Genomic DNA, 16,669 nt, shown 5'->3' with positions numbered 1-16,669 from the left:
GCCACCCGCTACGACAAGACCGCCGAGTCCTACCAGGCAGCCGTCACCCTCGCCTCGCTCCTGATGTGGGCGTGACAATTGAAGACAACTCCTAGGCCGTCCGAATGGAAGATGTCGTCCAGGCCCCGGGGTCTCGGATGGCCGACCAGGGAACAGGCAACCGTCAGCAGGTTCTGGTCGGCGCCCGAAGTCCTTCGGAGATTGACGTAAGTGTCCGCGTTGCGCTGCGTCAGGAACATCCGATTCTCAGTCGGATGGTGCGCGCCTGACGGTCACGCCGACATGGCCTGCTCGCCGCTTTCGGCGCCTTCCGCGCAGGCGGCGGCCAGGTCGTCCAGGGACAGGTGCAGCGCGTGGGCCAGGGCTGCCACGGTGAAGAAAGCCGGGGTCGGGGCCCGGCCGGTCTCGATCTTGCGAAGCGTTTCAGCGGACACCCCGGCGGCTGCTGCCACGTCGACCATGCTGCGGTCACCGCGGGCCCGGCGGAGCAGGATCCCGAAGCGTTCTCCGCGTTGCCGCTCTTGCGGACTCAAAGGAACTCTCACCATGCCCGTGATACTAATACCGGTATAAGTATTGGGTAGCGTCGCATCGCAGGGAGTCACGACACATGGTGGAGATCAAGACCGACACGGCACTGGAGGCGATGCGAGAAGCCGGACGCGTCGTGGCGCATGCACTCGCAGCCGCCCGCGCGGCGGCAGCTGTGGGAGTTCGCCTGCGTGAGCTCGACGAAGCCGCCCGCACCGTTCTGACCAAGGCCGGAGCACGTTCTCCCTTCCTGGGCTACCAGCCCTCCTTCGCCCCGACCCCCTTCCCTGCCGTGATCTGCGCGTCCGTGAACGACGCCGTCTCGCACGGCATCCCCGACGACTACCGCCTGCGCGACGGCGACCTGGTCAGCATCGACTGCGGAGCCGAACTCGACGGCTGGACCGGCGACGCCGCGATCAGCTTCACCGTCGGCACCCCTCGCCCCGCCGACCTCGAACTCATCGCCGCCACCCAGCAGGCCCTGGACGCCGGCATCGCCGCCGCCACCGTCGGCCATCGGATCGGCGACATCTCCCATGCCATCAGCACGGTCGCCCGCAAGGCCGACTGCGGCATGCCCGCCGACTTCGGCGGCCACGGCATCGGCCGCCAGATGCACGAAGACCCCCACGTGCCCAACCACGGACGACCCGGCCGCGGCTTCCCTCTGCGCCATGGCCTCGCCCTCGCCATCGAACCCATGCTCATGGCCGGAGGGCGCAATGAATACCACACCGATCCCGACGGATGGACCCTACGCACGATCGACGGCAGTCGAGCCGCCCACTTCGAACACAGCATCGCCATCACCGAGGACGGCCCCCGCATCCTCACCCTTCTCTGACCTTGAATCCGCTCCCACCCGGCAGCCAGACACGTCGGCCGTGCTCGGCCAAGCACCGACCACCGATCACGGCTCCTACCGGCGCCGAGTCCTGGTTGGCAGTACTGGCACCCCCTGAACGCGGAGCGTCCATGCCCGCGGCCCGAGCCGTCTCGCCCACCCTGACCGCCTCCGAGCACCACGGACTCAAGAAGCTGACCTACGCCTACAAGACCCCACATCAGGCCTGGCGGCCTGCCCGCCCTCGCCGACCGCAACCGGTCCGGTCGGCCGGCCTCGTTCACCGCGTTGCAGGTCGCCGAAGTCAAGTCGCTGGCCCTCCAGTTACCCGCCGAGACCGGCACCCCGCTGTCGCGCTGGTCCTGCCTGGAGCCGGTCCGGGAGGCAGTAAAGGAGCGCATGGACGGTGTCGTGGACACGGCCCTGTGCCGCTGAACCGCGCTACTTGGAGATCATCTCAATCGGTGATCTCGATGCCCTGTACGTGTGTTGATGGTTGACCGCCTGGTCCCCGACAGGCTGTGGGGACTGTTTCAGCGGGTGGTGCCGGAGGCGCCGACCAGGCCGCAAGGCGGTGGTCGGCGCCGGTACGGAGACCGCGAGGTGCTGGCGGCGATCTTCTTCGTGGGGACCGGGGCGACCACGGGGTGCACGTGGGGGCGGCTCCGGGCGGTGTGTTCAGGCCAACTGGGGCGACGGTTCACCGGCGGCCCGGCTCAGCACTGCTGTTCGTACCGGAGGCCGACATACTGTCGGGCGGCGATGTCCTCCCGTGTGCCCACGATCAGGTTCATGGTGCATACGCTGTAGTCGATCGCCGCCCGGCCATTTGCGACAAGAGCACGAGATCGCCCTCGTCCGGTGCCATGTCCCACGGGTTGGAGAACCCGCCGATCTGCACGCAGACGCCGGGGCGATGTCCGCCGAAGGCAGCGTCGAGGACGGCTTCCTCGAAACAGTCCAGCGCGTCCTCTTCTCCGCCGCCGTCCAGGAACGCGCGGGTCTGCGGGCCCCCTGGCCAGTCGCTGTCGAGGGTCAGTCCGGGCATGGGATACAGGGTGCGTGGTTCATGGACCCTGACCTCCATGGCCTCACCGTTGAATTCATACGTCGCGGCACGCTCCGTGGTGCGTGCTCCGGCAGGGATATGGAGCACCACGGACGACTCTGGCGGATACTCGATCTCGGTGAAGAACAACAGGTGCCCATCGGCGGGCAGTTCGATGTCCAGTACGTCGTGGGGCAGGGCCGCGCAGTCGACGCTCAGCACGAGCGGCGCTCTCCCTTCAGGCCAGTCCACCCCGTCCGGCAGAGCGGGAAGCCCGCCCGTTCGTGCGGCGGAGCGGACGTTCTCCCGCCGGGGCGGAGGCACTTCCTCATGCGGCACCAGATAGAGGCATGGCCGGAACCGGGCCATGAACTCCTGCGCGACGGGTCCGGGCACGCCGTACTCGGCGGCTGTCTCGTGAACGAGCCGCTCGTCGATCGGTGTCATGCCCGCGATCGTGCCATGGGCCACTGACATGTCGCGGGTCGTCGCACGACGAACTCGACCACGGTCTTTGCCGTCCGCCAGCGCGTACCCGACAGCGCCGGCATCCTGCCCATCCGCTCGCGCCGCGGACCTCGTAGGCGAAGGCCCAAAAAGCTCCACATCGACAAGGGCTACGACCGCGACCACCTGTGCCGATGCCTCCTACGGCAGCCCGGCACCACATCGCCCGCAAAGGCGTGCGGGCAGGTCCCGCCACGGAAAGCCGGTCCGCACCCTCAAGGGAATGCCAAAGCAGCGCCCAGACAGCTCGGACAGCCAGAGAACACGCAACTGACCGGCGGGCTGGGTTCGGGCACAGCCCGGACGGAGCCGGATTCCGCGGATCAGGCCATGGCGCTCCGGGGCGCCCCCTGCTGTGGTCAAACGATGCCTGACCCGGCCACCGACCCTACGGTGATGGCATGACGGTGCTCAACGGTTGGAGGCGGCGAGGGCGAGCCCGGAGCCGCACGCTCGACGCCTTGGGCGTGGCTGTGCTGTGCGTGCTGTCCGTGGTGGCTGCCTCGGTCGACCCGCACGAGCACGAGTTCGTGTTGCGCTGGTCCGCCGTGGTGCTGGCTGCCGTTGGCTGCTCCGCGTTGCTCTGGCGGCGTCGTCACCCGTTCGGAGTACTGGCGATCACCATTGGCTGCGGGGTGATCTTTCAGATGCTTGGTTTTCGGGAGAGCCCGCTGGTGACAAGCCCGGTGCTGGCGTCCATCTACAACGTGGCGCTGCGGACCGACCGGCGTACCGCCTGGACCGCGGCAGCTGTCTCGGCTGCTGTCCTGGTGGGCGCCGACGCGGTGTGGACCTCGGATTCGTGGCTGGACCCGGACAAGGCCGCGATGGTGGCCTGGACGGCCCTGCCGGCCGCCGTCGGGGACGGGCTGCGCTCACGGCGCGCCTATGTGGCGGCCGTGGAGGAAAGGGCGGAGCACGCCGAGCGCACCCGCGAGCAAGAAGCACAGCAGCGAGTGGCGGCCGAACGCGTCCGGATCGCACGAGAGCTGCACGACATCGTCGCGCACCACATCGCCTTGATCAACGCTCAGGCAGGCGTCGCCGTCCACCTGGTGGACCAGCGCCCGGAACAAATCCTGACGGCTCTGGAGAACATCCGGGACACCAGCCGGTCCGCGCTGGACGAATTACGGGTGACTGTAGGCCTGCTGCGGCAGTCCGACGAGCCGGTGGCGCCCCGTGACCCGATGCCGGGCCTCGCACAAGTCCCAGCACTTCTGGCGTCGTTCGATCGCGCCGGGCTGGCCGTGAGCCACACGTGGCTGGGCACGACCGAATCGTTGGAGCCGGCGGTCGACCTGGCCGCGTACCGCATCGTGCAGGAGTCCTTGACCAATGTGCGCAAGCACGCCGGGGCCGACCATGCCCGACTGTTCGTGCACTATCACTGCGAACGGCTGACGATCACCGTCGAGGACGACGGGTGCGCCGGACCGCACCATCCTCACCCGGGGGCCGGTCACGGGCTGATCGGAATGCGAGAGCGGGCTACCACGATAGGGGGCACGCTGTATGCGGGACCGCGCCCCGAAGGCGGTTTCACCGTGACCGCGGAGCTTCCGCTGCGCCCCAGTCCGGCAGGGAATCGGAGACATGAGCATGACGATTCGCGTGCTGCTTGCCGATGACCAGGCCCTGTTGCGGGGCACCTTCCGCATGCTGTTCGACGCCACGGACGACATGGAGACCGTGGCCGAGGCGTCCAACGGCCGTGAGGCGGTCGAGCTGGCCGGCTCACAGCGCCCTGACGTGGTCCTGATGGACATCCGCATGCCGGAGATGGACGGCCTCGAGGCGACACGGCTCATCACCGAGTCCGAGGACCTCGCAAGTGTGAAAGTGCTCATCCTGACCACCTTCGAAGACGACGAGCACGTCGCCGACGCACTGCGTGCGGGTGCGAGCGGCTTCCTCGGCAAGGGCGCGCGACCCGAGGAACTCCTCGATGCCGTCCGAACGGTCGCAGACGGCGAGGCGCTGCTGTCCCCGTCAGCGACGCGGGCATTGATCACTCGGTTTCTGGCCCAGCCGGATCCATGCCCGGCGGCCGTGCATGAGCGGCTGGAGAGCTTGACACCGCGGGAACGCGACGTCACGAGCCTCGCAGCGCTGGGCCTGTCCAACGACGAGATCGCCGAGCGCCTGTTCGTCAGCCCGCTGACCGCGAAGACCCACATCAACCGGGCCATGACCAAGCTGGCAGCTCGTGACCGCGCCCAGCTCGTCGTCATCGCCTACCAGTGCGGGCTGGTCAGTCCGGCTACGGAACCAGATCAATCCCAGCAACCCGCATAATCGCCGACACGGTGGGTCCGTCTTCTGCCCCGGCCGCAGACCGACGTACCGCGTACTGCAGCCGTGGTAGCCGGAAGTCGCTGCGTGGGGACGACGCGCTGAGGGCCGCTGCTGAGCCAAGGTGGAACCCTGAACGGAGGTTTCACCATGACCGCAACCCAGTGCCTGACGAAGCCCGACGAGAAGACGGCCCTCGAGGAATGCCGCACGATCCGTGAGCTTCTGGCCGCAGGCGAACGCAAGACCCTCGCCCCCGATGAGGCAGGCGCGGTGCGGGCTCACCTGGCGACCTGCCACACATGCCGGGACGGGTACGACCGCCTCGCAGCCGTACCCGCACACCTGTCTCTGCTGCGCGATGCTCTGGCCTGCGTCAAAGGCCGAAGCACGCGGACTCACGCGGGTACCCGGCCCGATCGCGGCCACCCGTCGCCCCGTCACCGCAGGCCACACCGAGCGAACCTGACCACGCAGCTCACGCTGTCCCAGTGGGTCAGCAGGACCACGTCGCACATCCGGTGAGCAGATCTCGCGGATGCGACGAGGTGCCTGGGGCGGAACGGCGAGGGGACCCTTCTGTGGTGTCTCACTGGCGACCGGCGAAGAGCACTCGTACGGTTGATCTGGAGACGGACGGCGGAGGGGTCCACCGCCCCGCGATCGCCTCGGGGGAGTACGCAGGGGAAGCCTCAGCGGGGTACTCAGGGGAAATACAGTGACGCCTTTTCCAGGACGTGACGCGTGAACATCCCGCCGTACACGACCTTGCCGCGGTACATGGTGACTCGGGTGGCCCTGGAGGCCGGCGTTTCTACCGTGACGGGGCGGCCGATCAGGGACGTCCCGAGGATCCGTGCGTCTTTGGCAGCCCAGTTCCTCGCGGCCGGCTGGACGTTGCCGCTGGCCAGGGCGGGCAGGATCATCGCCGCGTTGCGGGCGCCGGGCAGACCGCTGCGGAGGCTCTTCACATAGTCCATGGCCCACCCGGTGAACTCGGCCATCGAGGCGTCGTCGACCTGGGGGACAGCGCCGGCGAGGACGAACAGCTCCACCTTGGTGCCGAACCACCGCACCCTGCGGTCCGATCGACTGCCGATCACCACCCGGTAGTCGCGCCAGGTGGTTGCGGTCACCCCGCATCCGTCGGCCGCCAGCCGCTCACGGAGTGCCTCCAGGTAGGCGTTGGCCGCGTCGGCCGACGGCGCTCCATCGATTCGGTGCTGAGTCATGAGTAGATCCTCCATCACGGGTGGGCCCAGGGGAAGTTGGCCCTCCCGGCCGGGCACGCCGAAGCACGTAGCCGGGCCGTGGCCCCGTCGGACGAGCTTGCACGGAAGCCCACGGCAGGTTCACTCCGACCTGGATTTTCGTACGGCGTGGCTTGCCGCGCGGGTCAGTTTCGGGCGGCTCAGGACGTCGGTGCTGTCGAGGAACTGGTCCACGGAGCCGACGGGCAGCAGATCGCGAAGCGTCGGATCCGTGATGCGGGCCGTCAGGGCCTTGGAGAAACGGTCGGCGCGCAGGACCTGGAAAGGGCGGGAGTGGTAGGGGCGAGTGGCGGGGTCGACCCGGTCGGTCAGGCCCAGTTGGTTGTGCAGGCCCGCGACCGTCTCGTAGGCGTACGCCAGATGCTGCTCGCGGTCGCGCCAGTTGCCGGCGGCGAGGGCGGCGGTGAGGGCGGGGGTGAGGCGAGGGCCCATGGGGGTGCGAGCGAAGGCGCTGCCGAGCCACTTGTTGTAGGGCGGATAGCGGCGGTCCATCAGGAGGCACAGGCGCATCAGGTCGCGCACGAGGCGGGCGGCGACCACGGAGGATCCGAGCTCGTCGCCGACCTCGCCGCAGCGGCCGACGAAGGCCTCCTCCTGGGATATGCGCTGCCACTGGCAGGACAGGACATGAAGCCAGAGGTCGTGCGGGTACCAGCGGAGGGCCGTCCGTAAGGGGGCGAGTTCACCGAGACCGTCGTGGAAGACGGCACCGCCGGTGACTTCGGCGAGGAGCTGGGTGGGGGTGGCGAGCCAGTCCCGCGGGGCGATGCCGGAGGAGGGGTCGAAGCCGAGTGCGTCGGTGAACCATGCTGAGAGGTGGGTGACTTCGACGCGGTGGTGGACGGGGCCGTCGGTGGCCCTCATGACGCGGATGTCGCGGTCGCCGGTGGGGGCGAAGTGGGTGGGGTAGCCGTGGAAGGTCTTCGGGAGGTGCTCGGCGAGTACGTGTCTGATACGTCCCGCGTGCCGGGCGACGTCCTGGCGGCGGAGGAAGAGCTGGAGACGGGGGCCCCATTCGTGGTCGGCGGAGCGGGGGGTGTCGAACCCGAGCACCTCGGAGCCGCTGCCCAGGCGTGCTGCGGAGTGAGGGATTGCGGGGGAGGCCTCCTCCAGCAGGGGGCGTAATGCTTCGGTGTAGAAGCGGCGGGAGAGTTCCAGGCCGGGAATGAAAGTTGGCATATTCGTGACGCTCATGCCAGCAAGCCGTGCCCACTTTACGGCGGGGCATGCGTGGTTTCTTCACGCCGTCTTCCATTCGTGAGGAAGCCGTGGGCTTGTGGAGCGGCGGGTCAACTCTTGCTGGGCGGCGTCGAGTTCATCGGCGTCATTTCGGGCCGTGCTTGCCCGGAGCGCGTACCGGACGAGCGCGTCGGGAACCTCGGTCGACGTCCCGATTTTCCCTCGCGCAACGGGGGGGAGGAAGCGGTTCCCGAGAACTGCCTCATCCGCACCGAAGAGCCAACGGGCGGGCCGCGGACCGCACCCCGTCCGCGGCCCGTTGCACCTGCAGGTCGAGCGCCCCGAACTCGTCCTCGGCTTGGCGTCCCAGCCTGTAGCGGATCTCAGCGAGCGTGCTCGTGGGTCACACCCAGGCGACGAGGTCGCGCTGCTCGTCGTTCGCCGTCTCGTCCCACAGGAGCGTCGTCTGATTCCGCACAGCGACAGAAGGCACGGGAACGGTACGACGGGTGCCGACTCCTCCAGGGACGACGGGCCCGGGCCGGACGTTCCAGTGGTCACCACGCAAGGTGAGGGAGACCGCGGACAGGGGTGGCACATCGAAATGCCAGAAGGCCGTTGTGGGTGCGGACAGAGCGTGGACGAGCGCGGCCCGGATGATCGCCGGCTCGGTGATGGCCAGTGCGTCGCCGGTGCCAGGCGGCACTCTGCTCAGCCAGCCGGCGGTTCGGCGACAGAGCTGGCGTACCGACTCGCCTCCGTGTGGCGCGGCATCCGGGTCGGTAAGCCAGGCGCCGTACCCGTAGGGGTCGCGCGCGGTGACTTCGCGGACTGTGCGCCCACGCCACGTGCCGTAGTCGAAGTCGCGCAGCGCGGGTTCGAGCGTGGCGTTCAGGCCGAGAGCGTCGGCGACCTGCCCGCAGCGGGTCGACGGTGCCCGGATGGCCAGCGAGTACGGGGGGAGTGCGGCTCCGACGACGCGTGTCTCGCGCAGGCCGCGCTCGCTGAGAAGACCGTCACCGAACACCGCGTTCCCGCTGGTGTCCCCGGCTGTCGCGCACATGAATGTCAGGCGGACCGACATCGGCTTACCTCTTTCCTGGCCCGGCGTGACGCCGGATGGTGTGAGACCTTCGGAAACCGTGGGCGCCTCGGAATCGGCGATGGAGTTTGTGTCCTGGAAGGGGCTTGGACCACAGCCGGCTAGTTGATCAGGCGTGCGGGTGCGGTGGCTGCGTGCAGCATGTACTCCAGTGGTCCTCCCCGGAACGCCCGCGTCCAGGCGACGGCCAGCAGCATGCTGGCCGCGGCCAAGCAGGCCAGGGCCGGCAGGGCCGCGGAGGTCGGCAGGCCGTCGATGCCCAGGGTCTTGATGGCGATGATGTGGCCGACGTAAGCGGTCAGGGAGACCGAGCCGACCGCGATGGCGGGCGCGGCAAGCCGCCGCAGGCGGGCCGACCGGTCCGTGGCGAAGAGACAGGCGGCGATGATCACGAGGCCGACGCCGGTGTTACTCAGGATCGACCATGTCGTCTGACTGTGCGGTGCGGCCACCAGCAGCCAGTCCGGGGTACTGGTGGTGGGGGCGCCCACGGCGCCGGACCACCAGGCCGATGCGGCCGACCCGCCGTCCGTCGTAGCGCTCACGGCTGCCTGCGCGCCTGGGACCAGGTTCAGAGCCAGCCACGAGCCGCCGTAGCCGACCAGGGCCAGTGTGCTGCCGAAGAGAGCGACCTTGGCGCGTATGCGGGGCCTGGTGAGGTCGAGCCGGCCCACTGCCAGTCCGATCAGCCGTCCGGTTGACGCCGTAAGGGAGGGGGCGAGACCTGCCCCCACAGCGGATGCCGCCCCGGACGGTGCGACCTCTGATACGGCGTGCAACATGTGATCCAGGGTCCCGGACGGTGTGCGTCACAACCATCCGGCAGGTGTCCGGAACCGCCCCCGCCGACTGGCCGACGCAGCCCCCGCCGACTGGCTGGATTCGATGCTGTGAACCAGCCGGGAGTGTCATGACATGGTACGAATCGGACAGTGGTCCCATGGTGAGTGGAGCACCCGTGATCCGAGTATTGGTGGTCGACGACGAGGCCCTGATCCGCAAGGGTTTTCAGTACATCCTCGACGCGGCGCAGGACATCGAGGTCGCGGCGGCGGTTCCCGGCAGCCAGGCGCTTCAGGCGGCACAGGAGATATGTCCTGACGTCGTGCTTCTGGACGTCCGGATGCCGGACGTCGACGGCCTCACCGTGCTGGCCGGCCTCCGTCGGCTGTCCCACCCTCCGGTGGTGGCCATGCTCGCGACGATCGGCATGGACGAGCACATGGCAACGGCACTCCGCTCGGGCGCCGCGGGCTACCTGCTCAAGGACACCGACCCCGAGCAGCTTCCGTTCCTGGTGCGGACCCTGGCCGACGGCGGCACCGTACTGTCGTCCAAGGTCACCCGGACGGTCGTGGACGTCCGTCCGAACGCCGGCCCCCAGGAACCCGCTGCCCACAGCCTCGCCCGACTCACTGACCGCGAGCGCGCCGTGCTCGTTCTCATCGGCGAGGGACTGTCCAACAGCGACATCGCCACACGGATGCGGCTGAGCACGAGCACGGTCAAGGACGACGTGAACGCCATCCTCACGGAACTCAAAGTGGACGGCCGCATCCAGGGCTCCCGGCTCGCCGAAGGGGCTTGCCTGCTCAAACCGTCGCGGGACCAGGAGGGGGGATGACCCCTCGCCGCCCGCCCGCCCCGCTGCTGGACGCCATCCTCGTCGGAGCCTCGCTGCTCGATGTCTGGGTCAAGGTCCACATCGACGAGCCGCTGCGCCTGGGCTGCGCCCTGGTTGCCGCCTTCTCGCTTCTCTTGCGCCGTCGCCGGCCGCTGCTCACCTTCCTGCTCACGCTGCCCGCCGTTCTGGTCTCCGACGCGGTCATCGCCGCGCTGGCCGCGCTGTACACCCTCGCCTCATTCACCCGGCACCGCGCCCTGCTGGCCGTCTGCGTAACGACATTCACGATCTGCGACATGACCTCATGGCCGTCACTGCACTGGAACCTCGCGGCCACCTCGACCCTCTTCACTCTGGGCTACACCGCGGCGACGGCGGCCGCTCCTGTCTTCCTCGGCCAGCTCGTCCAGACCCGGCGCGATCTGTCGCAGCGGCTCGCCGAGATCTCCGAGGCGCGTGACCACAAGCGGCTGCTGACTGCCGAGGCCGTACTGGCCAGGGAGCGTGCGCAGCTCGCCCGGGAGATGCATGACGTGGTCTCCCACCAGGTCAGTCTGATCGCGGTGCGGGCCGGAGCCCTTCAGGTCGGCGCCCGGGACGCCGAAGTCAAGGAAGCCGCCGCCACGATCCGGCGGCTGAGCGTGCAGACCCTGGACGAACTGCGGCACATGGTCAGCGTCCTGCGCGCCTCCGGGGGCCGCCCCACGGAGCTGACACCGCAGCCGTCCCTGGCCGACCTCGAGCGGCTGGTCGACAACAGCGGCATCCAGGTCGAGCTGCACACCGACATGTCCGACGACCTTCCGCCCACCGTTCAGCGCGCCATCTACCGCACCGTCCAAGAAGCGCTGACCAACGTACGCAAGCACGCCCCCGGGACCAGCGCGACGGTCCGCATCCGCAACGAGGGCGGCATCATTCGTGCCACGATCACCAACACCGCACCGACCCGGCCTCCTCTCCCTCTGCCCAGTGCGCACCACGGTCTGGTCGGCCTGGGACAGCGCGCCGCACTCCTTGGAGGCACCGTCACCTCCGGCCCAACGGCCGATGGGGGCTACGAACTGCACCTCGAGCTTCCAGCCGAGGGCGAGTCGTGACGGACTGCTGGCCGCTGCCACGACCGACGCGGCGGAGCGGGCTCCGAGTCCGGAACCTTTCAGCTTCGTCGGACTCGCCGCTCATCTGTTCGGATACCGCCGGCTGGCGAGGGCGGCATCCGGGGGCGGATGCCTCGGCCTCGAAGCCATCAGCGTAAGTGGTCGCAGTCGTAGCCCTTGCCAGCGTGTAGTCTGCCCGGTCGCCTGCGGCGTGGTCCAGCATCACGCCGTGAGGCCGTGCCCGGACGCGGTCACGGCTCCACTGGGCGAAGCGGCAGTACACGGTCCGCCGGCACGGCCCGAACAGTGGCGGCAACTGCTGTCAGATGCAGCCCGGCGTGGCCACGAACACGATCGCCGCGCACGTCTCCCGGTCGCCGGCACGACACCGGCCGCCTCCTTGTGGGCGCAGGATGGCCGTCTCCGGAATCACCTGCCTGGACAACTCCCACAGTTCATCACGCGTGCAGGGTCGGCGAGCGTGCGGTCAGAACCAGTGCAGGCAGTGCGGGGAGCGCTCGGCGCGGAAGAGGGCGTCAGCGAGGGTGGCCGCGCCCGGGCGGTGGGCCCGGATGTGTCCGGCACGCACGAGCGTGCTCGGGGCGGTGCCGCCGAGGTAGATCGAGCCCAGGTCGCTCACGTCCAGGGACAGGTCGGGCTCCCGGTCCGTCGGGACGCAGTCGGCCTTGCTGTCCCGGACGGTCAGCAGGTAGCGGCCGTGCTCGCCCAAGAACGGGTCATGGACGTCGAGGACGAGCTCGCCGTCCATGAACCAGCCGCGCGCGGTCAGCGCACGCGGGACATCCAGCAGCCGCACCCAGAGCCAGTCGGTGTCGCCGCTGACCTGGCCGGCGCGGAAGTCCGCAAACTGCCAGCGCAGCGGGTGCGCGGGCGGGAAATGCTTGAACACGACCTGAGTGACCAGGTCGTGTCCGAGCACGAACCGGGCCAGGGCCGTGAAGACGGCGTCGTCTGCGGCGATGGTCTCGTCCACCGTCAAGGTGCTGGGCTCGCCGACCGAGTAGCTGGCGTACCCGTCCGGGACTCCGTCGGCGTCCCGGTGGACGGCGACGTAACGCGGCGCCGTAGCGACCGGGGGCTGCCCCGCGCCCAAGGCCCACCAGCGGTGCGGCCGGGACAGCGCGCCGGGCTGTGCGCGGCGGTAGCGGTCGTAGACCCCTTCCAGGATCTCGCCGCATTCGGCACGCCGCAGCAGCTCGATCGTGCCGGTGTCCGAGCCGGTCGCCGGGCCCCCGGCCGTTCCTCGCACCCGGGGGAGGGCGAGGGCGGCCTGGTGGCGCGGCACCGTCAGCCGCTGCGTGTAGGTCGCCGGTCCGTAGCCGAACCTGCGGTAGATCAGGGCCTCGGACGCCAGCAGCACGGAGAGGAACTCCCCGCGCGCCCGCAGCTCGGTGAGCTGATGCCGCATCATCGCGCTGAGCACGCCCTGGCGTCGGTGCGAGGGCAGAACGCCCACGGCGGTCACCCCGGCGGCCGGGACGAGGATCTCACCGGGCAGGGTGAGCTCGAAGGCATACGCACCGGCGGTGCCGACGGGCCGCCCGTCCGCCGTCAGGGCGAGCAGGCTGCGATCCATTTCGAGCGCAGACCACCAGACCCCGCCGCCCTCGGTCGGGGTCTCAGGGAAGCGCCCGAACGCGGCATGGAGTGTGTCGACGAAGACGTCGAGGTCCTGGTCGGTCGTGGGACGAATCTCCATTGCTGCCGCTGCCTCCTTGGGGTACCGGCACCACCACTCGTGGTGTCCCGCCACAGTGCAGCGTTGACCCGTGGTCAGGTCAAGCGGATTACGACCGGTCACTGCAAAGTCCGGTCCCAGCCCGGCTGCGGCCCCTTTCCGTCAGTTCGCTCGTGTCTGATCCCAAGGCGTCCCCGCTTGACCTCGTTCGCGCGTATCCCAATGATCTCTCCGATGCACGCCGACGACTCATCGGGCTCACGCACACCGCCTGGCGGGCCGAGCTGCAATAGTCATGAGTTAACGATCTCCATGTGATGATCTTCGGGTGGAGCGAGCTGAGCGTGGGGCCGCGGGGCGGCTGACGGATGACGTGTCGATCGGGCTCCTGGCAACGGTGTTCCCGGAGGATGCGGTGCAGGCCGCGGTGGACGAGGCCGGCGCGCGGGAGGAGCGGACGCGCTCGTTGCCGTCGAAACTGATGATGTATCTCGCGATGGCGTTGTGGCTGGAGCCGGGCAAGGGGTATGTGCGCACGCTTCGAGGCCTGCTGGAGGGGTTGCGGTGGTCGCGGGGCGGCTGGGATGGCTACCGGATGCCCAGCGACGGGGCGATCTCTTTGGCCCGCTACCGGCTGGGTGAGGCGCCGCTGCGCAATCTGTTCTACGAGGTCGCCGCCCCCGTGGCCGATGAGCGGACCCCGAACGCGTTCTGGCGGGGCCTGCGGCTGATGGCGGTGGACGGGACGGTCTTCGACGTGCCCTCGGGGCGACACAACGAAGCTGCTTTCGATGTGCCGGCCGGTGGCAGCCGCCCGCAAGCCCGCATGGTGGTGCTGGCCGAGTGCGGCACCCTTGCCCTGGCCGGGGCGGCCTTCGACTCCATCGCGGTCGGCGAACGGACCCTGTTCGAGCGCCTGCTGGACCGGCTGACCCCGGGCATGTTGCTGCTGGCGGACCGGGGCTTTCCTTCCTACGACCTGTACACAGCCGCCGCTCTCACCGGGGCCGAACTGCTGTGGCGGGTCTCGGCCTCCTCCGCCCTGCCTGTCAGGAAACAACTGCCCGATGGCACCTACCTGTCCGAGCTGCGTGGCGCCAGGCGCTCGGAGCGTGTGACGGTGCGGGTCATCGAGTACAGCGTGGCTGACGACGACGGGATCAGTGAGGTCTTCTGCCTGATCACCACGCTGCTGGACCCCGATGAGGCCCCCGCCCTGGAACTGACCCGCAACTACGTGGAGCGCTGGTCCGTGGAAGTCCTGTTCAAGCTGGTCAAGGTCGACCTGCGGACCGACGGCGGCGTCCTGCGGTCAGGCAAACCCGAGGGCGTACGCCAGGAGTTGTGGGCCCTGCTCTGCCTCTACCAGGCCCTACGCACCCTGATCACGAAGGCCTCCGTGATCGCGGGCGTCGACCCGGCCCGCATCAGCTTCCCGCCCGTCCTGGAAGGCGATCAAAAGCTCCGGGCGGACGGCCCTTTCCCCCTGGACTCTTCGCGAAGGCCCTGAACCTGAGCTACCAGACCCGCAGTTCAACAGCCCCTGGCAGCCGCCGAGTCACCCGCACCATCGTGCCGCACTAACTGGCACCCGACACGGCTTAACTCAGGGTCATTGAGGCATGCCCGCTCCGTGGGAACGCCGTGGAATGCTGTTATCATAAAACTGGCTAAAGCGCTATATTCTACGCAGAACGGTCGCGACCTTGTCGGACGGACGGGGCCGCGGGGGATTCCGCAACTGTCGTTCAGGCGCGGGGAATTCGGTCTCCATGAGGGGGCGTGGTCCTGGGCGGCGGGTATCTGGAGTGATCGGCACACGTCCCGTCGGTGCGTCGTTGCGCACGCGATCCGGGTAAGGGGATGGTTTGCATGTCGTACCCGAAGCAGGTGTATTTCGGCGATGGAGGCGAAGTCAGCGCGCACTTCCTGCCGGCCGACACCGCGCCGGATGTCGGCGAATCCGGAGACGGCATGCGCATCCGCTACCTCGCGACGAACGACATGACGCGCGGTGAGTTCGGCCTCTACCGCGTCATGATGAAGGAGAAGTCGGGTGGTCCCAAGACGCACTTCCACCGGACCATTTCGGAGTCCTTCTTCATCCTCAACGGAACCGTTCGCCTGTTCAACGGCGAGAAGTGGGTCGACGGGCGGGAGGGCGACTTTCTGCACGTTCCGCAGGGCGGGCTGCATGCCTTCCGCAACGACTCCGACACCCTCGCCGAGATGCTGCTGCTCTTCACGCCGGGCGCACCGCGTGAGGAGTTCTTCGAGAAGATGTCGGAGCTGAGCAACGCCACGGAGGAGGAGCGCGCCGAGTTCTTCGACAGGCACGACCAGTACTTCGTCGACTGAACGGTCCCGCCGCGCCCGCCGCAGTACGCGGCGTGCAGCCGGGCGACGGTGTCGAAGTGCTCCCGCAGGTCCTTGACGAGAACGGTGGTCTCGACGATCTCGTCGCGGTCAGTGCTGAAGTGCTCCAGCACCCGGTCGAGGTTTTCGAGAGTCGCCCTCACCTGCAGCTCGAAGTCGCCCGCCCCGACGAAGGCCCCGGTGCTGTTGTGCGACAACTGCCCGGAGACGTAGAGCGTGTCGTCGGCCTGCACGGCCTGACTGAACCCGTAAAGACTTTCCCGCGGCGTACCGAAGCTGAGTTCCCTGGACCGAACGGTCACAGTTCTCTCCTTGATCGGCCCAACCATCCCCGCGCGGGCGGGGACGACAGCTGTGACCAGCCTCGCGCCGATGCTGTGGCAGAGCCCTCCCGGCGTGGATAGCGCCCCAAACCAGGGTGTCCCCTGTCGGCCACCGCCGCGTCCGGAGGCCATGGCGGTCAGGACCAGGCAAGGCGCACCGCACGCCCGCAGTCTCGCCGAGAACGCTGCCACAACAACAGCACGGTCCTCGTCGCCGTAAGCCCCGGATCCACCAGTGGGTGATGGTGTGGTCTGCTCTGCCTGGCTCGATGGCAGACGGGAGGGGAGCTGCCTGCGCACGCCACTTATTGACTCATGGCCATGGGGCCAGTTGAGAGGCAACGGCCCGGATATGGACGTCATCCTCTACGTCGCCCGTACCGGCCTTCCCCGGCGATACCTGCCACATGACTTTGCACCGTGAGAGAGCGGAAGGGCGAAGGCCGCGACGGCGAGCAGAGCGTCTGCGTGCTGGACGCGCAGAGTGTGAAGACCTCCGCGAACGTGCCCGCGGCCGACTGAGGCATCGATGCCGGCAAGAAGATCGCGGGCCGCAAGCGTCACAGCAAAAGTCATTCCCTCATAAGTCGACGACTCATCCGCGCATTCACCCCGAGCTGGCGCGACACCTGAACCTCGAACGAATCGACCTCACGGGGGTGAAACGCTCTTTCAGGTGGTGTCGGTGGGGGTGTGGGTGGTGAGTTGTGCGGTGAAGACGGTGGTGTTGTTTTGGTGTGCGGTGATGTGGGTGGTGGGGGGTTGGT

16 protein-coding genes and 3 pseudogenes are annotated in these 16,669 nt (G+C 68.6%); 11 read left to right on the top strand and 8 right to left on the bottom strand.

What is annotated here, in order from left to right:
- Window positions 1-272 precede the first annotated feature (272 nt).
- On the bottom strand, window positions 273-548 hold the full coding sequence (locus tag ACIRA5_RS53150) for a helix-turn-helix domain-containing protein (protein ID WP_190174364.1): 276 nt from the start codon (window positions 546-548) through the stop codon (window positions 273-275).
- Between the two features lie 62 nt (window positions 549-610).
- On the opposite strand from ACIRA5_RS53150, the gene map reads away from it, so the two are divergent.
- From map to ACIRA5_RS53135, 3 genes and pseudogenes are all read left to right on the top strand, one after another.
- The gene (gene map / locus ACIRA5_RS53145; protein ID WP_403705802.1) at window positions 611-1,378 is read left to right on the top strand and encodes a type I methionyl aminopeptidase; all 768 of its coding nucleotides are present in this window, start codon (window positions 611-613) and stop codon (window positions 1,376-1,378) included.
- Window positions 1,379-1,666: 288 nt separating this feature from the next.
- A complete protein-coding gene (locus tag ACIRA5_RS53140; protein WP_403705799.1) occupies window positions 1,667-1,813 on the top strand; it encodes a hypothetical protein in 147 nt (48 codons plus the stop codon).
- 57 nt (window positions 1,814-1,870) lie between these two features.
- Window positions 1,871-2,044: pseudogene (locus tag ACIRA5_RS53135) on the top strand (IS5/IS1182 family transposase); the annotation flags it as partial.
- A 124-nt stretch (window positions 2,045-2,168) separates the two neighbouring features.
- On the opposite strand, the gene ACIRA5_RS53130 reads toward ACIRA5_RS53135, so the two are convergent.
- A complete protein-coding gene (locus ACIRA5_RS53130; RefSeq protein WP_403705796.1) occupies window positions 2,169-3,059 on the bottom strand; it encodes a DUF1963 domain-containing protein in 891 nt (296 codons plus the stop codon).
- Window positions 3,060-3,334: 275 nt separating this feature from the next.
- On the opposite strand from ACIRA5_RS53130, the gene ACIRA5_RS53125 reads away from it, so the two are divergent.
- From ACIRA5_RS53125 to ACIRA5_RS53115, 3 genes are all read left to right on the top strand, one after another.
- The gene (locus ACIRA5_RS53125) at window positions 3,335-4,564 is read left to right on the top strand and encodes a sensor histidine kinase (protein ID WP_403705793.1); all 1,230 of its coding nucleotides are present in this window, start codon (window positions 3,335-3,337) and stop codon (window positions 4,562-4,564) included.
- Window positions 4,536-5,231 carry a response regulator transcription factor gene (locus tag ACIRA5_RS53120; protein ID WP_060896883.1) on the top strand — a complete coding sequence of 232 codons (696 nt, stop codon included), beginning with the start codon at window positions 4,536-4,538 and terminating at the stop codon, window positions 5,229-5,231. Before ACIRA5_RS53125 ends, ACIRA5_RS53120 begins: the two co-directional genes overlap by 29 nt.
- A 147-nt stretch (window positions 5,232-5,378) precedes the next feature.
- On the top strand, window positions 5,379-5,753 hold the full coding sequence (locus tag ACIRA5_RS53115; protein WP_403705790.1) for a zf-HC2 domain-containing protein: 375 nt from the start codon (window positions 5,379-5,381) through the stop codon (window positions 5,751-5,753).
- A gap of 179 nt (window positions 5,754-5,932) precedes the next feature.
- Here the strand turns inward: ACIRA5_RS53115 and ACIRA5_RS53110 are convergent, their stop codons facing one another.
- The 4 genes from ACIRA5_RS53110 to ACIRA5_RS53095 form a co-directional block, all read right to left on the bottom strand.
- Window positions 5,933-6,460, bottom strand: a complete 528-nt coding sequence (locus ACIRA5_RS53110; RefSeq protein ID WP_403705787.1) for a hypothetical protein — start codon at window positions 6,458-6,460, stop codon at window positions 5,933-5,935.
- Window positions 6,461-6,580: 120 nt separating this feature from the next.
- Window positions 6,581-7,678 (bottom strand): DUF4037 domain-containing protein, encoded by a 1,098-nt coding sequence (locus tag ACIRA5_RS53105; RefSeq protein ID WP_403705784.1) that lies wholly within the window; start codon window positions 7,676-7,678, stop codon window positions 6,581-6,583.
- 403 nt (window positions 7,679-8,081) lie between these two features.
- On the bottom strand, window positions 8,082-8,762 hold the full coding sequence (locus ACIRA5_RS53100; RefSeq protein ID WP_403705781.1) for a histidine phosphatase family protein: 681 nt from the start codon (window positions 8,760-8,762) through the stop codon (window positions 8,082-8,084).
- Window positions 8,763-8,881: 119 nt separating this feature from the next.
- Window positions 8,882-9,454, bottom strand: a complete 573-nt coding sequence (locus ACIRA5_RS53095; protein ID WP_403705778.1) for a DUF418 domain-containing protein — start codon at window positions 9,452-9,454, stop codon at window positions 8,882-8,884.
- Between the two features lie 284 nt (window positions 9,455-9,738).
- Here ACIRA5_RS53095 and ACIRA5_RS53090 point away from each other — a divergent pair, with 284 nt between their 5' ends.
- The gene (locus ACIRA5_RS53090; protein ID WP_403705775.1) at window positions 9,739-10,404 is read left to right on the top strand and encodes a response regulator; all 666 of its coding nucleotides are present in this window, start codon (window positions 9,739-9,741) and stop codon (window positions 10,402-10,404) included.
- Window positions 10,401-11,504, top strand: a complete 1,104-nt coding sequence (locus ACIRA5_RS53085; RefSeq protein ID WP_403705772.1) for a sensor histidine kinase — start codon at window positions 10,401-10,403, stop codon at window positions 11,502-11,504. The genes ACIRA5_RS53090 and ACIRA5_RS53085 overlap by 4 nt, the downstream gene beginning before the upstream one ends.
- Window positions 11,505-11,991: 487 nt before the next feature.
- Here ACIRA5_RS53085 and ACIRA5_RS53080 read toward each other — a convergent pair whose 3' ends face one another.
- Entirely contained in the window at window positions 11,992-13,224 is a 1,233-nt protein-coding gene (locus ACIRA5_RS53080; RefSeq protein WP_403705769.1) for a GNAT family N-acetyltransferase, read from the bottom strand.
- Between the two features lie 307 nt (window positions 13,225-13,531).
- On the opposite strand from ACIRA5_RS53080, the gene ACIRA5_RS53075 reads away from it, so the two are divergent.
- Together ACIRA5_RS53075 and ACIRA5_RS53070 are read left to right on the top strand one after the other, a co-directional pair.
- Complete coding sequence (locus tag ACIRA5_RS53075; protein ID WP_403705766.1) at window positions 13,532-14,713, top strand: IS4 family transposase; 1,182 nt, start codon at window positions 13,532-13,534, stop codon at window positions 14,711-14,713.
- A gap of 362 nt (window positions 14,714-15,075) precedes the next feature.
- Window positions 15,076-15,561, top strand: a complete 486-nt coding sequence (locus tag ACIRA5_RS53070; RefSeq protein WP_403705763.1) for a cupin domain-containing protein — start codon at window positions 15,076-15,078, stop codon at window positions 15,559-15,561.
- A gap of 32 nt (window positions 15,562-15,593) precedes the next feature.
- Here the strand turns inward: ACIRA5_RS53070 and ACIRA5_RS53065 are convergent.
- Window positions 15,594-15,908 (bottom strand): annotated as a pseudogene (locus ACIRA5_RS53065) (RidA family protein); the annotation flags it as partial.
- A gap of 286 nt (window positions 15,909-16,194) precedes the next feature.
- Here ACIRA5_RS53065 and ACIRA5_RS53060 point away from each other — a divergent pair.
- Window positions 16,195-16,421: pseudogene (locus ACIRA5_RS53060) on the top strand (IS5/IS1182 family transposase); the annotation flags it as partial.
- Window positions 16,422-16,669: the final 248 nt, after the last annotated feature.

It is taken from the genome of Streptomyces sp. NPDC096311 (assembly GCF_044763085.1).
Lineage (GTDB): Bacteria > Actinomycetota > Actinomycetes > Streptomycetales > Streptomycetaceae > Streptomyces.
This window is presented reverse-complemented; position numbering and strand designations above follow the sequence as displayed.